Source organism: Cytobacillus sp. S13-E01 (assembly GCF_029193815.1).
In the GTDB taxonomy this organism is placed as follows: domain Bacteria; phylum Bacillota; class Bacilli; order Bacillales; family Bacillaceae_L; genus Bacillus_BV.
In genome coordinates, this window is record NZ_JARFVC010000012.1 from 55,922 (window position 1) to 73,919 (window position 17,998).

Here is a 17,998-nt window from a genome sequence, read left to right on the forward strand (position 1 = left end):
TCTTTTTGATTGAGTGGTGGGGTGGAACTGACTATCATGGTTAGATTGAACGCTATAAACCTTGCGGGATAAGGGTTTGAGGCGTGTTTAGTTAGATTTATAGATTGATTGAATGGTATATATAAATAGGAAGAAACTCGCTTTAAAATGATTTTAACTTGAATATCTATTTCGTATTTGTTAAGTAGATTGAATAGATATTACGACGTGGGTATGTAAAGTAAATGTAATTTGGTGGTTTAGTAGTTGATTGGAAAGGAAACTTCAATATCCAGTTAAGTCCTAAACTACTAAAATATTATCCTAACATAGGAAGGAAGTATTTACAGATGGAGACAACAAAAGTGCACGAAAGAATATTTCTGTCATCACCACATATGAGTGATGAGGGATACGAGATGGAGTATGTAAAGGAAGCATTTGATACGAATTGGATTGCTCCTCTGGGAGAAAACGTAAATGAATTTGAAAAGGAATTAGCTGCTAAAGTTGGTTCTAAAGCAGCAGCAGCACTATCATCTGGTACTGGAGCGCTTCACTTAGCATTAAAAGCAGCAGATGTTGGTGAAGGAGATATCGTCTTCTGTCCAACGCTTACTTTCTCAGCTACAGCTAATCCAATTATCTATCAAAGTGCAATACCTGTATTTATAGATAGTGACTATGAAACTTGGAACATGTGTCCTAAAGCTTTAGAAGAAGCTTTTAAGAAATATCCTGATGTGAAAGCAGTGATTGTTGTTCATCTTTATGGACTATCTGCGGACATGGATAAGATTATGGAGGTTTGTAAGAAACATAATGTAACGGTTATAGAAGATGCAGCTGAATCTTTAGGGGCATACTATAAAGGTCAACACACGGGGAGCTTTGGGGATTATGGTATCTTCTCTTTTAATGGGAATAAAATAATCACCACATCAGGTGGTGGAATGCTAGTTTCCAATAATGAAGAAAGAATTGCTAAGGCGAGGTTTTGGGCAACACAATCTAGGGATTCAGCCAGGCATTATCAGCATAGCGAATTAGGATTCAATTATCGTATGAGTAATGTCGTTGCAGGGATTGGTCGAGGGCAGCTCAAGGTGTTAGACCAAAGAGTTGAGAAGAAGAGATACATCTTTGAATTTTATAAGAAAGAACTAGGAGATCTTGAGGGTGTTGAGTTCATGCCTGTTAATGAATGGGATGAACCGAACTATTGGTTAAGCTCTATGACATTGACTGGGAAAGTAAGACCGATCGATATTTTTGAAGCATTAGAAGTTAAGAATATCGAGTCAAGGCCGGTTTGGAAGCCAATGCATATGCAGCCGTTCTTTGAGAAGTATGACTTTGTTGGGACGGATGTATCGGAGAAGTTGTTTGAGAATGGGGTTTGTTTGCCGTCTGATACGAAGATAACGGATAGAGATTTGGAGAGAGTTGTAGAGATTATTAAAGGGTTGTGGTTAAAGTAATGAAAAAGTCTAAAGGCGGTATTTATAAAAGAGTGATAAAAAGGCCAATGGATTTCATCCTTTCATTGATTGCTATTGTTGTTCTCAGTCCGGTACTTTTAATAGTTGCTATCCTTGTAAGAATAAAGCTTGGAAGTCCGGTGTTGTTTAAGCAAAATAGACCTGGACTAAATGAGCAGATTTTTATGATGTATAAGTTTAGGACAATGACAGATGAAAGAGATGAATATGGTGGAGAACTACTTTCCGATAGTGTCCGGTTGACGAATTTCGGAAAGTTCCTACGTTCAACATCTCTTGATGAACTCCCAGGACTTTTTAATATTCTAAAGGGAGATATGTCGATTATAGGACCAAGACCTTTGTTAGTTAGATATTTGCCATATTACCGTGAAGAGGAAAGGTTAAGGAGTAAAGTCAGACCAGGAATTACTGGATTAGCTCAAGTCAGTGGAAGAAATGCCCTTACTTGGGATGAACGCTTTCAAACAGATGTTAATTATGTGAATAATCTTTCTTTCATACTAGATGTCAAAATCTTAATTAACACAATTCTAGTGGTATTTCAGAGAAAAGATATCTTGGTTGGATCAGAACATATTATGAAAGATCTAGATGTAGAGAGGAAAGATGAATTTAACTATGGACTTAGAAAACAGAAAAATAGAGGTCAGGTTAATTAGTGTAGAAGATCTGGTTGAAAATAAGATTTTTTTGATCAACTTATTAGAGGATAATCTTAAAATAAACTTTCCTAATATGAGCAATTTAACCGAGTACGCAATAAATGGTTATGATGATATGCTTCGTTTTAAAAAGGACAATTCTGCTATCCTAATTGGAGCTTTTGATAAAGAAAAAATAATTGGTTTTCTTTGGGCTTACACAAGAGAAATTCTTTCTGAGAGAAGGATACACATTGGGCATATAGTTGTAAACTCCGAAGTAAGGTCAGGAGGCATTGGTTCAAAGTTATTAAAGTGTCTTGAAGATTATTCTATTCGTGTAAATATAAAAAAAATTGATTTAATGACAACTTTAGAAAACGAAAAAACAATGAAGTTTTATAAAGAAAATGGCTATTCAATTGTACGTGTTCAACTTGAAAAGGAGCTAGGTGATATTGATGATAATTGAAAAAACTGCTCTTAACAAAGATGATCAAAAATTACACGAGTACTATTATGACAGTGCTCGTGAGGGAATGTTTGATCTTTTAAATAATATGAAAAATGATAATCTAATTGATACATTATTTTTACCGGGTTACATTGGTTGGTCTCCCAGAGAAGGAAGTGGGATATTTGATCCAATTAACAAACTAGATGGTTTGTCTGTCCAATATTACAAGATGACATCCGATTTAAATATAGATTTAGAAGACCTTTCCCAAAGAATTAAAGACATCGGTAGGGGTAAATTTACAGTATTAGCAGTAAATTACTTTGGATTTATTGATTTGCGAATTAAAGATGTTGCCGATATAGTCAAAAAATATTCAGGTTGGCTAATTGAAGATAATGCACATGGTTTTTTCACATACCAATACACAGAGGATAATTATTCAGATGCAACATTCTTTTCATTGCATAAAATGTTCCCATTCAAAAATGGTGGGAGCCTAATCGTGAAAAATAGTAAACTTAAATCATTAAAATATAGTGGTAATAGCATTACTGATGTTGAGTATAATCCCTGGAATTATGATGTGAAGAACATAGCAAAAATGAGAAAAGAAAATTACGAGGTATTAGATAATATTATCCATAATGAAGAAGTGAGTGAATATTTTACACCATTAAAAGATTGCTTATTGCCAGGTAATATTCCTCAAACCTATCCAGTTCGTATTAAAAAAGGAAATAGGGATAGAATATATGAATTAATGAATGAAGCCGGATTCGGAGTTGTTAGTCTATATCACACATTAATTGAACCTCTAAGGAGGCCTGAATATCAAACTAGTATTGAACTTTCAAATTGCATTATGAATCTACCAGTACATCAGGATGTTAATAAAGATAAATATAAGGATATGATCAAATTACTTGTTAAATATTGTGAGGAAACAAGTGCATAGGCATATCCAAGAGAGGATGTTTTTTAGAATTTATGCTTTCAATAATTAACATAGATGATCAAGAGAAATGGGATAGTATTGTAAAAAGTGTAGAAAACTATGATGTGAATTATTTGAGTGAATATGTAAAAGCATTTCAACTGAATGGTGATGGTTTGCCCCTTTTATTTTATTACGATGATGATAGGACAAGAGCAATAAACGTTGTAATGAAACGTGATATAGCAAAATCAGTCCAATTTAAAGATAAGTTACCTTTAGACACTTGGTTTGATCTATCCACCCCTTATGGTTATGGTGGTTTTTTGTATGAGGGTGAAGATTATTCAGCGGTTAACAGAGCATACGATGACTATTGTAAGGAAAATGGGTTTGTGAGTGAGTTTGTAAGGTTCCATTTAGTAAGTGGGTCTCAATCATTTTACAATGGTGCAACTCAAACCCCAACAAGGAACATAATTCGTAGTCTGGATATGTCCCTCGATGATATGTTTATGGACTTTGAGCATAAAGTTAGGAAAAGTATTAAAAAGGCTAGTAGAGCTCAATTGGAAGTAAAAATAGACACTGATGGATCTGAATTAGATGCTTTTCTAAGCATATATTATGGCACTATGGACCGTGCAAATGCAAAGGGAAACTATTATTTCACTAAAGAGTTTTTTAAAACTATCAATAAATTAGAAGATAATTATGTGTATATTCATGTATTATTCGAAGGGAAAATCATCTCTACCGAACTTGTATTATACGGAACAGAGAATTGTTACTCTTTCTTAGGTGGTACCAATCGAGACTACTTTCATTTGAGTGCGAACAATTTCTTAAAATATGAAATTATTAAATGGGCTAAAGAAAAAGGTCTTAAGAGATTTATTCTTGGTGGTGGCTATGAAGACGAGGATGGTATTTTTAAGTATAAAAAAAGCTTTGCACCAGATGGAATCTATGATTTTTATATTGGAAAAAAAGTTTTTAATGAAAAGAAATATAATGAATTCGTTGAAATACGTAATCAAGAAGAAGGGTTCGATGCTAACACAACATTTTTTCCAGCATATCGAGGTTAAGTGGAAAGAAAAGTGATATACAAGAAGATGGGACAAGGTGGGATAAGTAATGAAAGTAATTTTTCTTTCAATTGGTGGTTTAACAGATTTAGGTGAAAATGCCGTTTATCCAGATTTACTAAGACATTTTCGAGATAATGGTCATTCAGTACATGTTGTATGCCAACGTGAAAGACGTTCTGGATTACCCACAGAAATGAAAATTGAACATGGGATAAAAGTACTTCGAGTGCAGACTGGAAATATCACTAAGACAAACTTAATTGAAAAGGGTATTTCTACAATACGGATCGGTTCCCAATTTGAAAAAGCAATAGAAAAGTTCTTTAAAGATATAAAATTTGATTTAGTGCTTTATTCAACTCCTCCAATAACGATCGCAAACACTGTTTCATACCTGAAAAAACGCGATAATTCTTTTTCTTACCTTATGCTGAAAGATATTTTTCCACAAAATGCATTGGATATAGGAATGCTTCAAGAAACAGGATGGAAAGGTGTTCTAACCAGGTACTTCTTTATGAAAGAAAAGAAACTTTATCAAGTCTCAGATTTTATAGGATGTATGTCAGAGGCAAATGTTAAATTCTTATTAAATAATAACGATTATATAAATGAAGAAAAAATTGAAATTTGTCCAAATACTATTAATCCATTACATTTTTCTGAAAAAATTGATAAGAAAGTTTTAAGGGATAAATTTAAACTTCCTCAAGAGAAAATGATATTTGTTTATGGTGGGAATTTCGGAAAACCTCAAGATGTAGAATTTATTATTAGTGTATTAAATAGCAATGCAGAAAATACCAATATGCATTTTGTAATGTGTGGTTCAGGCACGGATTTTCACAAAATCAAGGACTATGCTAAAAATGTTAATATCTCTCACGTTACTGTTATGGATAGTTTAAACAAGGATGAATACGGAAAACTACTTGATGCATGTGATATAGGGTTAATCTTTCTCGACTATCGATTTACAATACCTAATTTCCCTTCGAGATTACTTGATTACATGAATCACAGCATGCCAGTATTTGCAGCTACAGACAGAAATACAGATGTGGGAGAAGTTATTTTAAACGGAGGGTTTGGATGGTGGTGTGAAAGTAATGATGTTAAAGGCTATCAAACTATCATTGATGAAATAACCTCTAATCCAGAATTAGCAATAGAAAAAGGTGAATTAGCTAGAGAATATTTGGAAAAAAATTATGATACAAGGAATTCATATGAGCGAATTATAAATGCCTATAAAAAGAGAGGTAAACTGGAGGATTAAAGATGTTCAATGGTAAAACACTACTTATTACTGGTGGTACTGGTTCCTTTGGGAATGCAGTGATGAAAAGATTTCTAGATACAAATATAAAAGAAATCCGTATTTTTTCAAGAGATGAGAAGAAACAGGATGATATGCGGAAGCTTTATAAAAATAATAAACTAAAATTTTACTTAGGTGATGTACGCGACTTAGCGAGTGTAAAAAATGCAATGTATGGCGTTGATTACATCTTTCATGCTGCTGCACTTAAACAAGTACCTTCGTGTGAGTTCTTCCCATTAGAAGCTGTAAAAACAAATGTCATTGGTACAGAAAATGTTCTTACTGCAGCTATTGAAAATAGTGTTAAGAAAGTAATTTGCTTGTCTACAGACAAAGCTGCTTATCCGATTAATGCAATGGGCATTTCTAAAGCAATGATGGAAAAGGTATTTGTAGCCAAGTCAAATACAGTAGATCCAAATAGAACCCTTATTTGTGGAACACGTTATGGCAATGTAATGGCTTCTAGAGGTTCTGTAATTCCTTTATTTATAGAACAGATAAAAAATGGACAATCTCTAACGGTTACAGATCCAAGTATGACTAGATTCCTAATGAGTCTTAAGGAAGCTGTTGAACTAGTTGTATTTGCATTCGAAAATGCTGAAGCTGGAGATATCATGGTTCAAAAATCGCCAGCATCGACTATTGGTGATTTAGCACAAGCACTTAAGGAATTATTTAATGTAGATAATGAAGTAAAAGTCATTGGTACACGTCATGGTGAAAAGTTATATGAAACATTACTCACTAGGGAGGAACATGTAGTTGCACAAGATTTAGGAGGATTTTACCGTGTTCCTGCTGACAAAAGAGATCTAAACTATGATAAGTATTTTGTAGAAGGGGATCAAAAGTTATCTTCTGAAGATGAGTATAACTCTCATAATACAGAGAGGTTAACTATCGAGGGAATTAAAGACAAGTTATTAATGCTAGATTATGTTCGTGAAGAGTTGAAAGGCTGGAATCGATAATGAAGATTCTGGTGACTGGTGCAAAAGGATTTATAGGTAAAAACTTAATCGCAGAGTTAAGGAATCAAAATTATACAGATATCTTCGAATTATGTAGAGAAACAGATCCAGAATTACTTGAAAAGTATTGTAAAGAAGCTGATTTCGTATTTCATCTTGCTGGAGTAAATCGTCCAAAGGATCAGTCAGAATTTATGGACGGTAATTATGGTTTTACATCAACATTACTAGAAACATTGAAAAAACACCAAAACTCTTGTCCTGTAATGATTTCTTCAACTATACAGGCTGAACTAGATAATCCATATGGAATTAGTAAAAAAGCCGGTGAGGACTTGCTTTTAGAATATAGTAAAGAAACTGGTGCAAAAGTACTTGTCTATCGTTTACCGAATGTTTTTGGAAAATGGTGTAGACCAAATTACAATAGTGCAGTAGCGACATTTTGTCATAACGTTGCTCACGATTTACCGATAAATGTAAATGATCCTACTGTAGTAATGAATTTAATTTATATAGATGATGTACTAGAAGAATTTATCAATGCTTTAAATGGTAAAGAAAACATTGAGGAAGATTTTTGTGTAGTTCCAGTTGTTCATAAGACAACTCTTGGTGAAATAGTTGAATTGATATATTCATTTAAGAAAAGTCGTGTGGACCGAGCTATCCCAAATATGTCTGATCCATTTACGAAAAAATTATACAGTACGTATTTGAGCTATTTGCCGAAAGACCAATTTAGTTATAATCTTAAAATGAACGTTGATCAAAGAGGATCTTTCACGGAGTTTATAAAAACTCCTGATAGAGGGCAAGTATCTGTGAATATATCTAAGCCTGGCATAACAAAGGGCAATCATTGGCACCACTCGAAGAATGAGAAGTTCCTTGTGGTAAGTGGAACAGGAGTTATCCGCTTTAGAAAAATCGATTCATATGAGATTATTGAATACTTTGTTAGTGGCGACAAAATGGAAGTAGTAGACATACCTACTGGCTATACACACAATATTGAGAATCTTGGTGATACCGATATGGTGACGGTTATGTGGGCAAATGAATATTTTGACCCAGAAAAGCCAGACACCTATTTCTTGGAGGTATAAATATGAAGAAACTAAAAGTCATGACAGTTGTAGGAACTAGACCGGAGATTATCAGACTATCAGCTGTCATAAATAAATTAGAAGAATCAAATGCAATTGACCATATACTAGTCCACACAGGGCAAAATTATGACTATGAATTAAATGAAGTGTTTTTTAACGATTTTAATTTGAAGAAACCTGATTTTTTTCTTAATGCAGCTAATGGAACTGCAGTAGAAACGATCGGTAATATTCTTGTAAAGATTGACCCTATTTTGGAAGAAGTAAAACCAGATGCTGTCTTAGTTCTTGGTGATACCAATAGTTGTTTATGTGCTATCGCAGCTAAGAGAAGACATATTCCGATCTTCCATATGGAAGCTGGAAACAGATGCTTTGACCAGAGAGTCCCTGAAGAAACAAACAGAAAAATCGTTGACCATACTGCTGACATTAATTTAACTTATAGTGATATTGCTAGAGAATATTTAATAAGAGAAGGGTTACCAGCAGATAGAATTATTAAGACTGGTAGTCCAATGTTTGAAGTTCTTAATTCAAGAAAAGACGACATTGAGAAGTCTGATGTATTGGAAAGATTGGAACTGGAATACGGGAAATACTTTGTAGTTTCAGCTCATAGAGAAGAAAATATCAACTCAGAAACAAATTTTTTAGATTTGGTTGATAGTTTAAATGCGATAGCAGAAAAATATAATATGCCTGTAATTGTAAGTACACACCCTAGAACTAGAAATATGATTAATGCTAAGGGAATTGAATTTAATCCGTTAGTAAAAACAATGAAACCTTTAGGTTTTAGTGATTACGTAAAGCTTCAAATTAAAGCCAAAGCGGTTCTAAGTGATAGTGGTACGATTAGTGAAGAGTCTTCTATTCTTGGATTTAGAGCGCTTAATATTAGACAAGCCCATGAAAGACCAGAAGCGATGGAAGAGGCATCGGTGATGATGGTTGGACTTACTAAAGAAAGAATTCTACAAGGGTTAGAGATTTTAGAAACACAGGAAAAAGAGACATTAAAACTTGTCGGGGATTATAGTATGCCGAATGTTTCAGATAAAATTGTTAGAATAATATTATCTTATACGGATTATGTGAATAGGGTTGTTTGGAGGAAATAGCGTGAAAAAAAAAGTTTTAATAATGGCAGGTTATTATGTCCCAAGTGTCAAAGGTGGCGGTCCTATTCAATCTATCAAGAATTTAGTAGACAACCTTTCAGGGAAAATAGATTATTATATAGTTGCTACCGATAGAGATTTAGGTGATGAAATACCTTTTGACAACATAAAGACTGATGAGTGGGTACAGGTAGGAAAGGCTAATGTTTTTTATACAGATACTACGAGATTAACATGGGGGAAAACTGCTAAAATAATTAAAAGTGTAAACTATGATGTTTTATATTTAAATAGTTTTTTCTCATATAAATTTAGCACTGTTCCTGTTTTATTGAGAAAAATTAAAAGAATACCCCAAAAGCCAATCATTATGGCTCCAAGAGGGCAATTTTCATCAGGAGCATTAGGTTTAAAAAGTGGTAAGAAGAAACAATATTTAAATATAGTAAAGGCACTGGGTTTATATAATAATATTACGTGGCATGCAACTGCGGATACAGAAAAAAAAGATATTGAATTGGTATTTGGAAATGAAGTGAAAATTACGTTAGCTAATAATTTAACTGCGAACTACAAAGAGCTTAACTATGACAAAAACATAGAAAAGAAAAAAGGTGAATTAAAAATAGTATTTATTTCAAGAGTTCACCCCAAAAAAAACCTCAAAAAGGCAATAGAATTTTTAAAGTCCATTGAGGGTGAAATTGAATTTAATATTTACGGACCATTAGAAGATAGTGTTTATTGGAACGAATGTGAAAGAGCTATAAAATCTTTACCAACAAACATAAAGGTTTCTTATAAAGGAATAGCGAATCACGATAATGTTAGGGAAATATTTAAAGCACATCACGTGTTTCTATTTCCTACTTTAGGAGAGAATTTTGGGCATGTTATATCTGAGGCTCTAACTGGAGGTTGTCCTGTTATTATAAGTGATCAGACACCTTGGAGACAACTTGAAAAAAAACAAGTTGGTTGGGATATTGAGTTAACAGATAGTGACAAATTTATTAGTGTTTTACAATACTGTATTGACTTGAGTAACGAAGAGTATAGTGCTTTATCAAGAAAAGCTTTTGAATATGGAAAAGTAATTTCAAATAGTCAGGATGATGTTTTAAGTTCTTATAGCCTGTTTGAATAACTTAGGAGTTTACGTATGAATAAATTGATCAGTTCAACTTTTAAAAATTATCCAATATTAATCTTAATTTCAGCATTTGCTCCCTACGTTTCCCCAACTTCAGGTATTAAGGGAGATAACATTGTTATATATTCATTAGCGATAATTGCCGTAGGTGTCCTCTTAATAAGACAAAAATTCTCAGTTAATAAAAATTTGTTAATTATATTTTTGATTTGGCTATCAGTTTTTATTTACTTGAGTACTCGTACTTTATTGGGTGGTGGTTATATTGATGAATATTCACTAATAGCTGAAATTAAGAATTTTAGTCAACCACTCGCTATTATGTTGATTTTTTTAGTGTTTATTTATAGTGATAAAATAGAATCTATTGAGATTTTCCTAAAAAAAGCTAGTCTTGTATTAATCTCTTTACTAAGTATTAATACCTTGTGGATATTTATAGATATCAGCTTCGATTTATCTTATATTAACCAGTATTTTGTAAGAGGAGTTGCGTTGAATGCAGCTGGCAATAACAGATTTAGCGGAGTTTTTAATCAACCAATGGAAGCTGGTATAGCATACTCGATAGGTTTGTTTTCATGGATGTATGTGGTGTCAAAAAAATATATAAATGTAAATTTTAAATATGTATTAATGTTAATTTTATTATTTATTGGAGGCTTAGTTAGCGTATCTAAGATATTTATTTTTGGGGGAATATTGCTATTCATTATTAATATTATATTTGAAAAAAAGAGTCTTATGAAATTAAAGAAGCTGTTATTATGGATACCGATACTCCTTCCGTTTTTAATTATCTATCTATCAAATAATTGGCAAGGGATATCATATTTAAATAGATTATTTACGATTGAAAATTATAGAGAGCAAGGTTTTTTATATTTACTTTCAGCAGGGAGATATGGTGGTAACTCCTCACAGCAACGCGGGTTATTAGATATGATATGGGAAACTTCCCCAATGATTGGTCAGGGGATGGGTTCACAAATGATATATGATAGTGCAGTTTTTCATTTTTTTAGTAGTGGTGGTTTGATAGCTTTGTCAATGTACCTGTTATTACTAACTTATTTATTGATTGTAAGTTTACACTGTTTTGTTCACAAAAAAAGCCGTTCCGAAACAATATTTTTCTTTAATATAGTATTACTAATTATATTAGCAACTTTTGGAGCGCCGGTATTGACTGTAAATCGAGCATCGGTTGTGGTTTGGGTATTTATTTCATTACTTCTATGGTATATAAATAAAAAGTCTATAAAAGAAACTATTATAAAAAAAACTGTGTAACCCAGCGAGCCAAAATCATGATTAATGAAAAGATATAATAGGGAGATAGAATGATAAATTTACACATAATGTCAAATGATAAGTTTACAGAACCATTTATAGATTTTATAAATAAAAACTTTAATTCAGACGAACACTTTTTTCTAGTATATGGAAAAGGTGATGGGAAAAATATTAATCCAAGAGAAAATGTACTGAATTTATCTTTAAACATTAAAAGTTTATTGATACTGAATGATCAAATGAATAAAAGTAATAAAACATTAATACACGGTTTAAACTCCTCTAAATTACTTTATATGCTTTACTTTCAACCTTGGCTTCTAAAGAAATGTAACTGGATTGTTTTTGGGGGAGATCTTTATTCCTATCGTCACGAAAGCAGTGATATAAAGTCAAAGATTGTCGAGATGATGCGACGTCAGGTGATACGCAATATGGGGTTTATCACGACTTTAGTTAGAGGTGATTATGATTTAGCACTTGAATGGTATGGAACGAAGGCTAAATATCAACATGGAGCTTATATAAATCCTATTAGTTTAAAATACCTTGATAGCTTACAGCCATCTTGTAAATCGAATTCGGATACTATAAATATTCAGGTAGGAAACTCTGGAGATCCAAGTAACCAACACATCCAAGTGATACGATCATTAAAGAAATTTACTCATGAAGATATAAAAATCTACCTCCCTCTTTCTTATGGAGGTACAAAGGAATATATCTATGAGGTTATCGAATATGGGAAAGAAATTTTTGGTGATAAATTTGTACCACTATTAGAGTTTTTAAAACCAGAAGAATATGCACAGTACTTATCATCAATTGATTTAGCGATATTTAATCATAATAGGCAGCAAGGATTGTTTAATATAATAGCTTTATTGTACTTAGATAAAAAAGTTTATATAAGAAATGATATTTCAAGTTGGGACTACTTTATTTCGAGTCTAGAAGCGAGTATATATAACACTTTAGATTTAGAGGAAGTTAACTTTAATGAATTTAAAACCAATCATAAAAATCAAAATACTCTAAAGATGAAAAAACTTTTTAATGATCAAAACTTAATAAATGTATGGAAAAAAATTTTTGAAGGGGTGAGATAAATGAAAACCTTAGTAATTACAGATAATGAGTATCTATATAAAAATTTTCTAAAAATCATAAAAAAATTAAACCTAAAAATGGAAAACTTTGATTTTAGGTATTCATTCAATAATTCCACCATGAATATCCAGTACGAACAAAACACAGCTTTTAAGCCGATTAATGTGAGAGAAGAAACGGATTATTTGTTAGATAAGTATAATATAGTTATCTCATTGCATTGTAAACAACTTTTTCCAAAAAAACTTGTTGAGACTGTGAGGTGTATAAATATTCATCCTGGATATAATCCCTTTAATAGAGGGTGGTTTCCTCAAGTCTTTAGTATAATAAACGGTCTACCTGCTGGAGTAACAATTCATGAAATAGATGAGCATTTAGATCATGGGAATATTATTACTCAAAAAATGATTGGTATACATTCTTGGGAGACCTCTGAATGCGTGTACAAAAGGATATTAGAAGTTGAATTAGAACTTATTGAGAAATACTTAATTGATATAATAGAGGGAAACTACAAAGTAACAACCCCTGTAATTGAAGGAAACGTAAATTACAAATCGGATTTTAATGATCTATGCAAATTAGACCTGAATAAAAGTATGAAACTAGGAGACTCTATTAATTTATTACGTGCTTTAACTCATGGTGATTATAAAAATGCTTTCTTTTTGGACGAAGAGGGAAATAAAATTAGGATAAAAGTAGAACTAGAGAAGGTATGATATCTTATAAGGAGGCCTTTGTATGGTAAATAATATAAATGTAACAAAACCATTCCTCCCACCCATCGAGGAGTATAAAAAGAAGATTGAATCTATCTGGGAGAGCAACTGCTTGACGAATCAAGGTCCAATTCACCAAGAGTTTGAAGAAAAGTTAAAAAGTTATCTAGGTGTTAAAAATGTTTCTTTATTTGCAAATGGTCATTTGGCTTTGGAGATTGCGTTAAAATCACTGAAGTTAACAGGTGAAGTAATTACTACGCCATTTACATTTGCTTCAACTGTTCATACTTTAACTTTAAATGGGTTAAAGCCAGTATTTTGTGATATTGATCCGGTAACTTTTAATATTGACTCATCGAAAATAGAAGAACTGATTACACCACAAACGTCCGCAATTCTTGCTGTTCATGTATTTGGCCAACCATGTGATGTATCAGGTATTGAACATGTGGCTAATAAGTATGGCTTGAAAGTTATATATGATGCCGCGCATGCTTTTGGAGTTGAAATAGACAATCAACCGATTGGTAGATTTGGAGATATTTCGATGTTTAGTTTACATGCAACGAAAGTGTTTCATTCAGTTGAAGGTGGAATTTTATCATACCGCGATAAGAGTTTAAAGAAAACGCTTGAAAAATATAGGAATTTTGGCATTGAAAATGAGGACACTGTCGATCTTATTGGTTTGAATGCCAAGATGAGTGAATTTCATGCTGCTATGGGGGTTGTAAATTTAGATTACATTAATCAACAAATAGAGGAACGTAAGTCAATCATTGATAAATATTATAAGGAGTTTAGTAGTATCACAGGCCTTTATCCTCTAATAAGACAGAAAAATGTTAAAGATAACTACTCTTACTTACCAATACTAATTGATGAAGAACATTTTGGAATCAGTCGAGATCAGTTAAAAACTAATCTCGAAGAACATGGGATAAAATGTAGAAAGTACTTCTACCCTCTTTGTTCTGACTTTCAATGTTATTCGTTTAAATCTGACCACCTTCAAAACGCAAAAAACATTTCAAATAGTATATTAACTTTACCTTTATATAGTAGTTTGAACAGCTTAGAAATTGAAAAAATTTGTAGTTTAATTAAATTGAATTCATTGACCAGAGTATAATTTTTTATTTTTCAATGATTGAAATGCAAGTGAGGTTATTCGACTAAATTGAACTAGCTTTTTTTTGAAATCCACTAAAAAGAATGGATGATTATGAAAAATAAACTATTAAAGAAATTTCTTGCATTCTCATATGGTAGTGTAATTGGTGCTGCGATTGCTTTTATAACGACCATGATGATAACTAGAATACTGCCACCTGATGAGTTCGGTAAAGCTTCCATGTTCACATTATTCGTAAGTATAGCAATGATCGTTGCAGTATTTGGTACGGATCAAGCCTTTGTGCGCTTTTTTTATGAAGAGAAAGAAAATAAAAGAGGGGTCTTATTATATAACTGTTTAAAAGTATCACTTGTTATTTTAGTGCCAGTACTTTTCGTTATTATAGTAATTCGTAAAGAATTACTATATTTTTTGTTCTCTGAATATAATACCACTATCTTTATAGCATTAATTGTAGCTGTTATTACTCAAGTTTTTTATCGTTTTGGTACGTTAGTTATTCGAATGCAGCAAAAAGGAAATCTTTATTCTATACTAGAAATTTTAAGTAAGTCTCTAATTCTTATAGGTGTAGTTGTCTTTTATAGTATTCTTGGCAGGAGCTATAATATTTTAATTTATTCAACAGTAATTAGCTTCATTCTTTTAGTTGTCTTTCTAATCTATTCACAAAAACGATATTGGAACTTAAATAATTTAATTGTTCCTAAATCAACCCACTCTAAACTCGAAATTTTTTCTTATGGCTATCCACTCGCTTTTACAACAGCGGTTATGTGGATTTTTGAAGGGTTTGATAAATTTGCAATTCGCCAATGGGGTGACTTTAATGAATTAGGATTGTATGCAGCGGCTTTTAAAATTATTGGTTTACTTGCTATTATGAAAATGGCGTTTACAACTTTTTGGACTCCTGTTGCATATGAAACTTATCAAAAGGATCCCAACAACACCTCATTTTATGCAAATGTCTCTAAACTGGTCAGCTTTTTAATGATGTTAGTTGGCGTTGTAGTAATAATGATGAAAGATATTATTATTATGTTATTAGGTGGTGGCTATGAAGAAGCAAGTCTAATGCTACCTTTTTTAGTGTTCATACCAATCATGTATACTATTTCAGAAACTACTGTGTTAGGAATAAATTTTCACAAAAAAGTTAAGTGGCACATCGCCATCGCGGGTGTTGCTTGTGTTGTGAATATTATTGGGAACTGGTTACTTGTTCCTCAGTTTGGAGGAATAGGAGCATCAATTTCTACGGGAATTTCATATATCTTATTTTTTGCACTTAGGACTTTTATTTCTCTTTATTATTACAAGGTGAATTATGGACTTACAAAAGTTTATATATCAACAGCCGTACTGTTGTTTTTTGCCAGTTACACTTTATTTCCATCCCAACCGATACATGAGCAAATCGTTGGACTAATGGCAATTATAATAATTATTTTTATTTATTTGAACGATATTAAGCGATTTACAAAATTACGTAAAGAGGTGGTACAATGAAAGGAATTATACTAGCTGGTGGGTCCGGAACTCGTCTTTATCCGATAACGAAAGCCATATCGAAGCAAATACTTCCTGTCTATGATAAACCGATGATCTATTATCCTTTATCAGTATTGATGTTAGCAGGGATAAAAGAAGTCCTAATTATTTCAACACCTAGGGACTTAGGAGTTTTTAAAGAATTGCTAGGTGATGGTAGCGATCTAGGCATGTCCTTTGAATATGCCGTTCAAGAGAACCCGAATGGTCTAGCTGAAGCGTTTATTGTTGGAGAAGATTTTATTGGTAATTCTCCGGTTGCACTTGTATTAGGAGATAATATCTTTTATGGTTCAGATTTTGGTAATCGTCTCAAGAATGTGGCCCAGTTAGAAGAGGGAGCAACAATCTTTGGTTGTTTTGTAAAAGATCCACGAGCATACGGTGTTGTCGAAGTTGATAAGAATTCAAAGGCAATATCGATTGAAGAAAAACCAGAGAACCCAAAGTCATCTTTTGCAGTACCAGGATTGTACTTCTTTGATAATAATGTAATCAGCGTAGCGAAACAAGTGAAACCATCGTCTAGAGGAGAGAAAGAAATTACCTCAGTCATTAATCACTATCTTGATAGAGAAACACTAAATGTAGTGCTTACTGGACGTGGGCTGGCATGGCTAGATACAGGTACGCATGAATCACTTCTCGAAGCCTCAAATTTTGTTGAAGCAGTGCAAAAACGACAAGGTCTTTACATTGCCTGCATTGAAGAGATTGCTTTCCGTAAAGGGTATATTAATAAAGAGCAATTAATTAAGTTAGCTGAGCCTTTACTAAAAACTGAGTATGGGCAGTATTTAAAAGAAATCGTTGAATTGGCAAGTGAAAAAGAGGTGAGCTTACCCAAATGAAAATTTTAGTTACCGGTGGGGCAGGCTTTATTGGTGGAAACTTTGTTCAATATATGGTCGATAAATATCCTCAATATGATATTTACAATTTAGATTTATTAACATATGCGGGGGATTTAACTAAACATAAGCATATTGAGAAGAAAGATAATTATTATTTTCTAAAAGCTGACATTGCTGACCGTGAAACAATTACAGCTCTTTTTAAAAAAGAAAAATTTGATTATATTGTTCATTTTGCAGCCGAAAGTCATGTTGATCGTTCAATTACAGATCCTGGTATCTTTGTGCAAACCAATATTCTTGGTACACAAGTATTATTAGATGCATCTAGAGCAGTAGATGTAACAAAATTTATTCATGTGTCAACTGATGAAGTATATGGAGAATTAGATTTCGATCCTTCAACGTTTTTTACTGAGAAAACACCATTGCAACCTAATAGCCCATACAGTGCGAGTAAGGCATCTTCTGATTTATTAGTAAGAGCTTATCACGAAACATATGGTTTACCAATGAATATAACACGTTGCTCGAATAACTATGGGCCATATCACTTTCCGGAAAAATTAATTCCGTTAACAATTTCTCGTGTACTTAATGAACAAAAGGTGCCAGTTTATGGCGATGGGAAAAATATACGTGATTGGTTACATGTATTAGACCACTGTGCGGCCATTGATTTAGTGATGCATGATGGTACAAATGGTGAAGTCTATAATGTCGGCGGACATAATGAACGTACTAATTTGGAAGTTGTTAAGACAATAATAAATACATTAGGTAAATCCGAAGCTTTGATTGAGTTTGTTACGGATCGATTAGGCCATGACAAGCGATATGCAATTGATCCTACTAAACTTGAAAAGTTAGGTTGGAAACCAACTTTTACATTTGAAACAGGGATTGCTCAAACAATTCAATGGTACCTAGATAATAAAGATTGGTGGGAGCAAATAATAAGTGGCGATTATCAGAACTATTTTGAAAAGCAATATAGTACTAATAAGTAGTGTAT

Annotated in this window: 17 protein-coding genes; all 17 read left to right on the forward strand. The window is 32.6% G+C overall.

Annotated elements, in window-relative coordinates:
• Positions 1-344 precede the first annotated feature (344 nt).
• The 17 genes from PY093_RS10030 to rfbB all read left to right on the forward strand — a co-directional run bounded on the left by PY093_RS10030 (position 345) and on the right by rfbB (position 17,993).
• Complete coding sequence (locus tag PY093_RS10030) at positions 345-1,460, forward strand: DegT/DnrJ/EryC1/StrS family aminotransferase (protein WP_275645787.1); 1,116 nt, start codon at positions 345-347, stop codon at positions 1,458-1,460.
• Positions 1,460-2,143 carry a sugar transferase gene (locus tag PY093_RS10035; protein ID WP_275645760.1) on the forward strand — a complete coding sequence of 228 codons (684 nt, stop codon included), beginning with the start codon at positions 1,460-1,462 and terminating at the stop codon, positions 2,141-2,143. The genes PY093_RS10030 and PY093_RS10035 overlap by 1 nt, the downstream gene beginning before the upstream one ends.
• Positions 2,103-2,597 (forward strand): GNAT family N-acetyltransferase, encoded by a 495-nt coding sequence (locus tag PY093_RS10040; RefSeq protein ID WP_275645761.1) that lies wholly within the window; start codon positions 2,103-2,105, stop codon positions 2,595-2,597. The genes PY093_RS10035 and PY093_RS10040 overlap by 41 nt, the downstream gene beginning before the upstream one ends.
• Entirely contained in the window at positions 2,587-3,540 is a 954-nt protein-coding gene (locus tag PY093_RS10045) for an aminotransferase class V-fold PLP-dependent enzyme (protein WP_275645762.1), read from the forward strand. The genes PY093_RS10040 and PY093_RS10045 overlap by 11 nt, the downstream gene beginning before the upstream one ends.
• 32 nt (positions 3,541-3,572) lie before the next feature.
• Entirely contained in the window at positions 3,573-4,610 is a 1,038-nt protein-coding gene (locus PY093_RS10050) for a GNAT family N-acetyltransferase (protein WP_275645763.1), read from the forward strand.
• A 49-nt stretch (positions 4,611-4,659) separates the two neighbouring features.
• Positions 4,660-5,892 carry a glycosyltransferase family 4 protein gene (locus PY093_RS10055; RefSeq protein WP_275645764.1) on the forward strand — a complete coding sequence of 411 codons (1,233 nt, stop codon included), beginning with the start codon at positions 4,660-4,662 and terminating at the stop codon, positions 5,890-5,892.
• Positions 5,893-5,894: 2 nt separating this feature from the next.
• Positions 5,895-6,914, forward strand: coding sequence for a polysaccharide biosynthesis protein (locus PY093_RS10060; RefSeq protein WP_275645765.1), 1,020 nt, complete (start codon positions 5,895-5,897; stop codon positions 6,912-6,914).
• Positions 6,914-8,023: a capsular polysaccharide biosynthesis protein CapF gene (locus tag PY093_RS10065; RefSeq protein ID WP_275645766.1), complete on the forward strand. Its 1,110-nt coding sequence runs from the start codon at positions 6,914-6,916 to the stop codon at positions 8,021-8,023. The genes PY093_RS10060 and PY093_RS10065 overlap by 1 nt, the downstream gene beginning before the upstream one ends.
• Positions 8,024-8,025: 2 nt before the next feature.
• A complete protein-coding gene (gene wecB, locus PY093_RS10070; protein WP_275645767.1) occupies positions 8,026-9,150 on the forward strand; it encodes a non-hydrolyzing UDP-N-acetylglucosamine 2-epimerase in 1,125 nt (374 codons plus the stop codon).
• A 1-nt stretch (position 9,151) separates the two neighbouring features.
• Positions 9,152-10,297, forward strand: coding sequence for a glycosyltransferase family 4 protein (locus tag PY093_RS10075; protein ID WP_275645768.1), 1,146 nt, complete (start codon positions 9,152-9,154; stop codon positions 10,295-10,297).
• Between the two features lie 15 nt (positions 10,298-10,312).
• Entirely contained in the window at positions 10,313-11,596 is a 1,284-nt protein-coding gene (locus PY093_RS10080) for a hypothetical protein (protein WP_275645769.1), read from the forward strand.
• A gap of 50 nt (positions 11,597-11,646) precedes the next feature.
• Positions 11,647-12,708 carry a TDP-N-acetylfucosamine:lipid II N-acetylfucosaminyltransferase family protein gene (locus PY093_RS10085; protein WP_275645770.1) on the forward strand — a complete coding sequence of 354 codons (1,062 nt, stop codon included), beginning with the start codon at positions 11,647-11,649 and terminating at the stop codon, positions 12,706-12,708.
• Positions 12,709-13,434: a dTDP-4-amino-4,6-dideoxyglucose formyltransferase gene (locus tag PY093_RS10090; RefSeq protein WP_275645771.1), complete on the forward strand. Its 726-nt coding sequence runs from the start codon at positions 12,709-12,711 to the stop codon at positions 13,432-13,434. It abuts the gene before it with no gap.
• Between the two features lie 22 nt (positions 13,435-13,456).
• Positions 13,457-14,569 (forward strand): DegT/DnrJ/EryC1/StrS family aminotransferase, encoded by a 1,113-nt coding sequence (locus tag PY093_RS10095; protein ID WP_275645772.1) that lies wholly within the window; start codon positions 13,457-13,459, stop codon positions 14,567-14,569.
• Between the two features lie 93 nt (positions 14,570-14,662).
• The gene (locus PY093_RS10100; protein WP_275645773.1) at positions 14,663-16,087 is read left to right on the forward strand and encodes a lipopolysaccharide biosynthesis protein; all 1,425 of its coding nucleotides are present in this window, start codon (positions 14,663-14,665) and stop codon (positions 16,085-16,087) included.
• Positions 16,084-16,980, forward strand: a complete 897-nt coding sequence (rfbA, locus tag PY093_RS10105; protein ID WP_275645774.1) for a glucose-1-phosphate thymidylyltransferase RfbA — start codon at positions 16,084-16,086, stop codon at positions 16,978-16,980. The genes PY093_RS10100 and rfbA overlap by 4 nt, the downstream gene beginning before the upstream one ends.
• Positions 16,977-17,993 carry a dTDP-glucose 4,6-dehydratase gene (gene rfbB / locus PY093_RS10110; protein ID WP_275645775.1) on the forward strand — a complete coding sequence of 339 codons (1,017 nt, stop codon included), beginning with the start codon at positions 16,977-16,979 and terminating at the stop codon, positions 17,991-17,993. The genes rfbA and rfbB overlap by 4 nt, the downstream gene beginning before the upstream one ends.
• Positions 17,994-17,998: the final 5 nt, after the last annotated feature.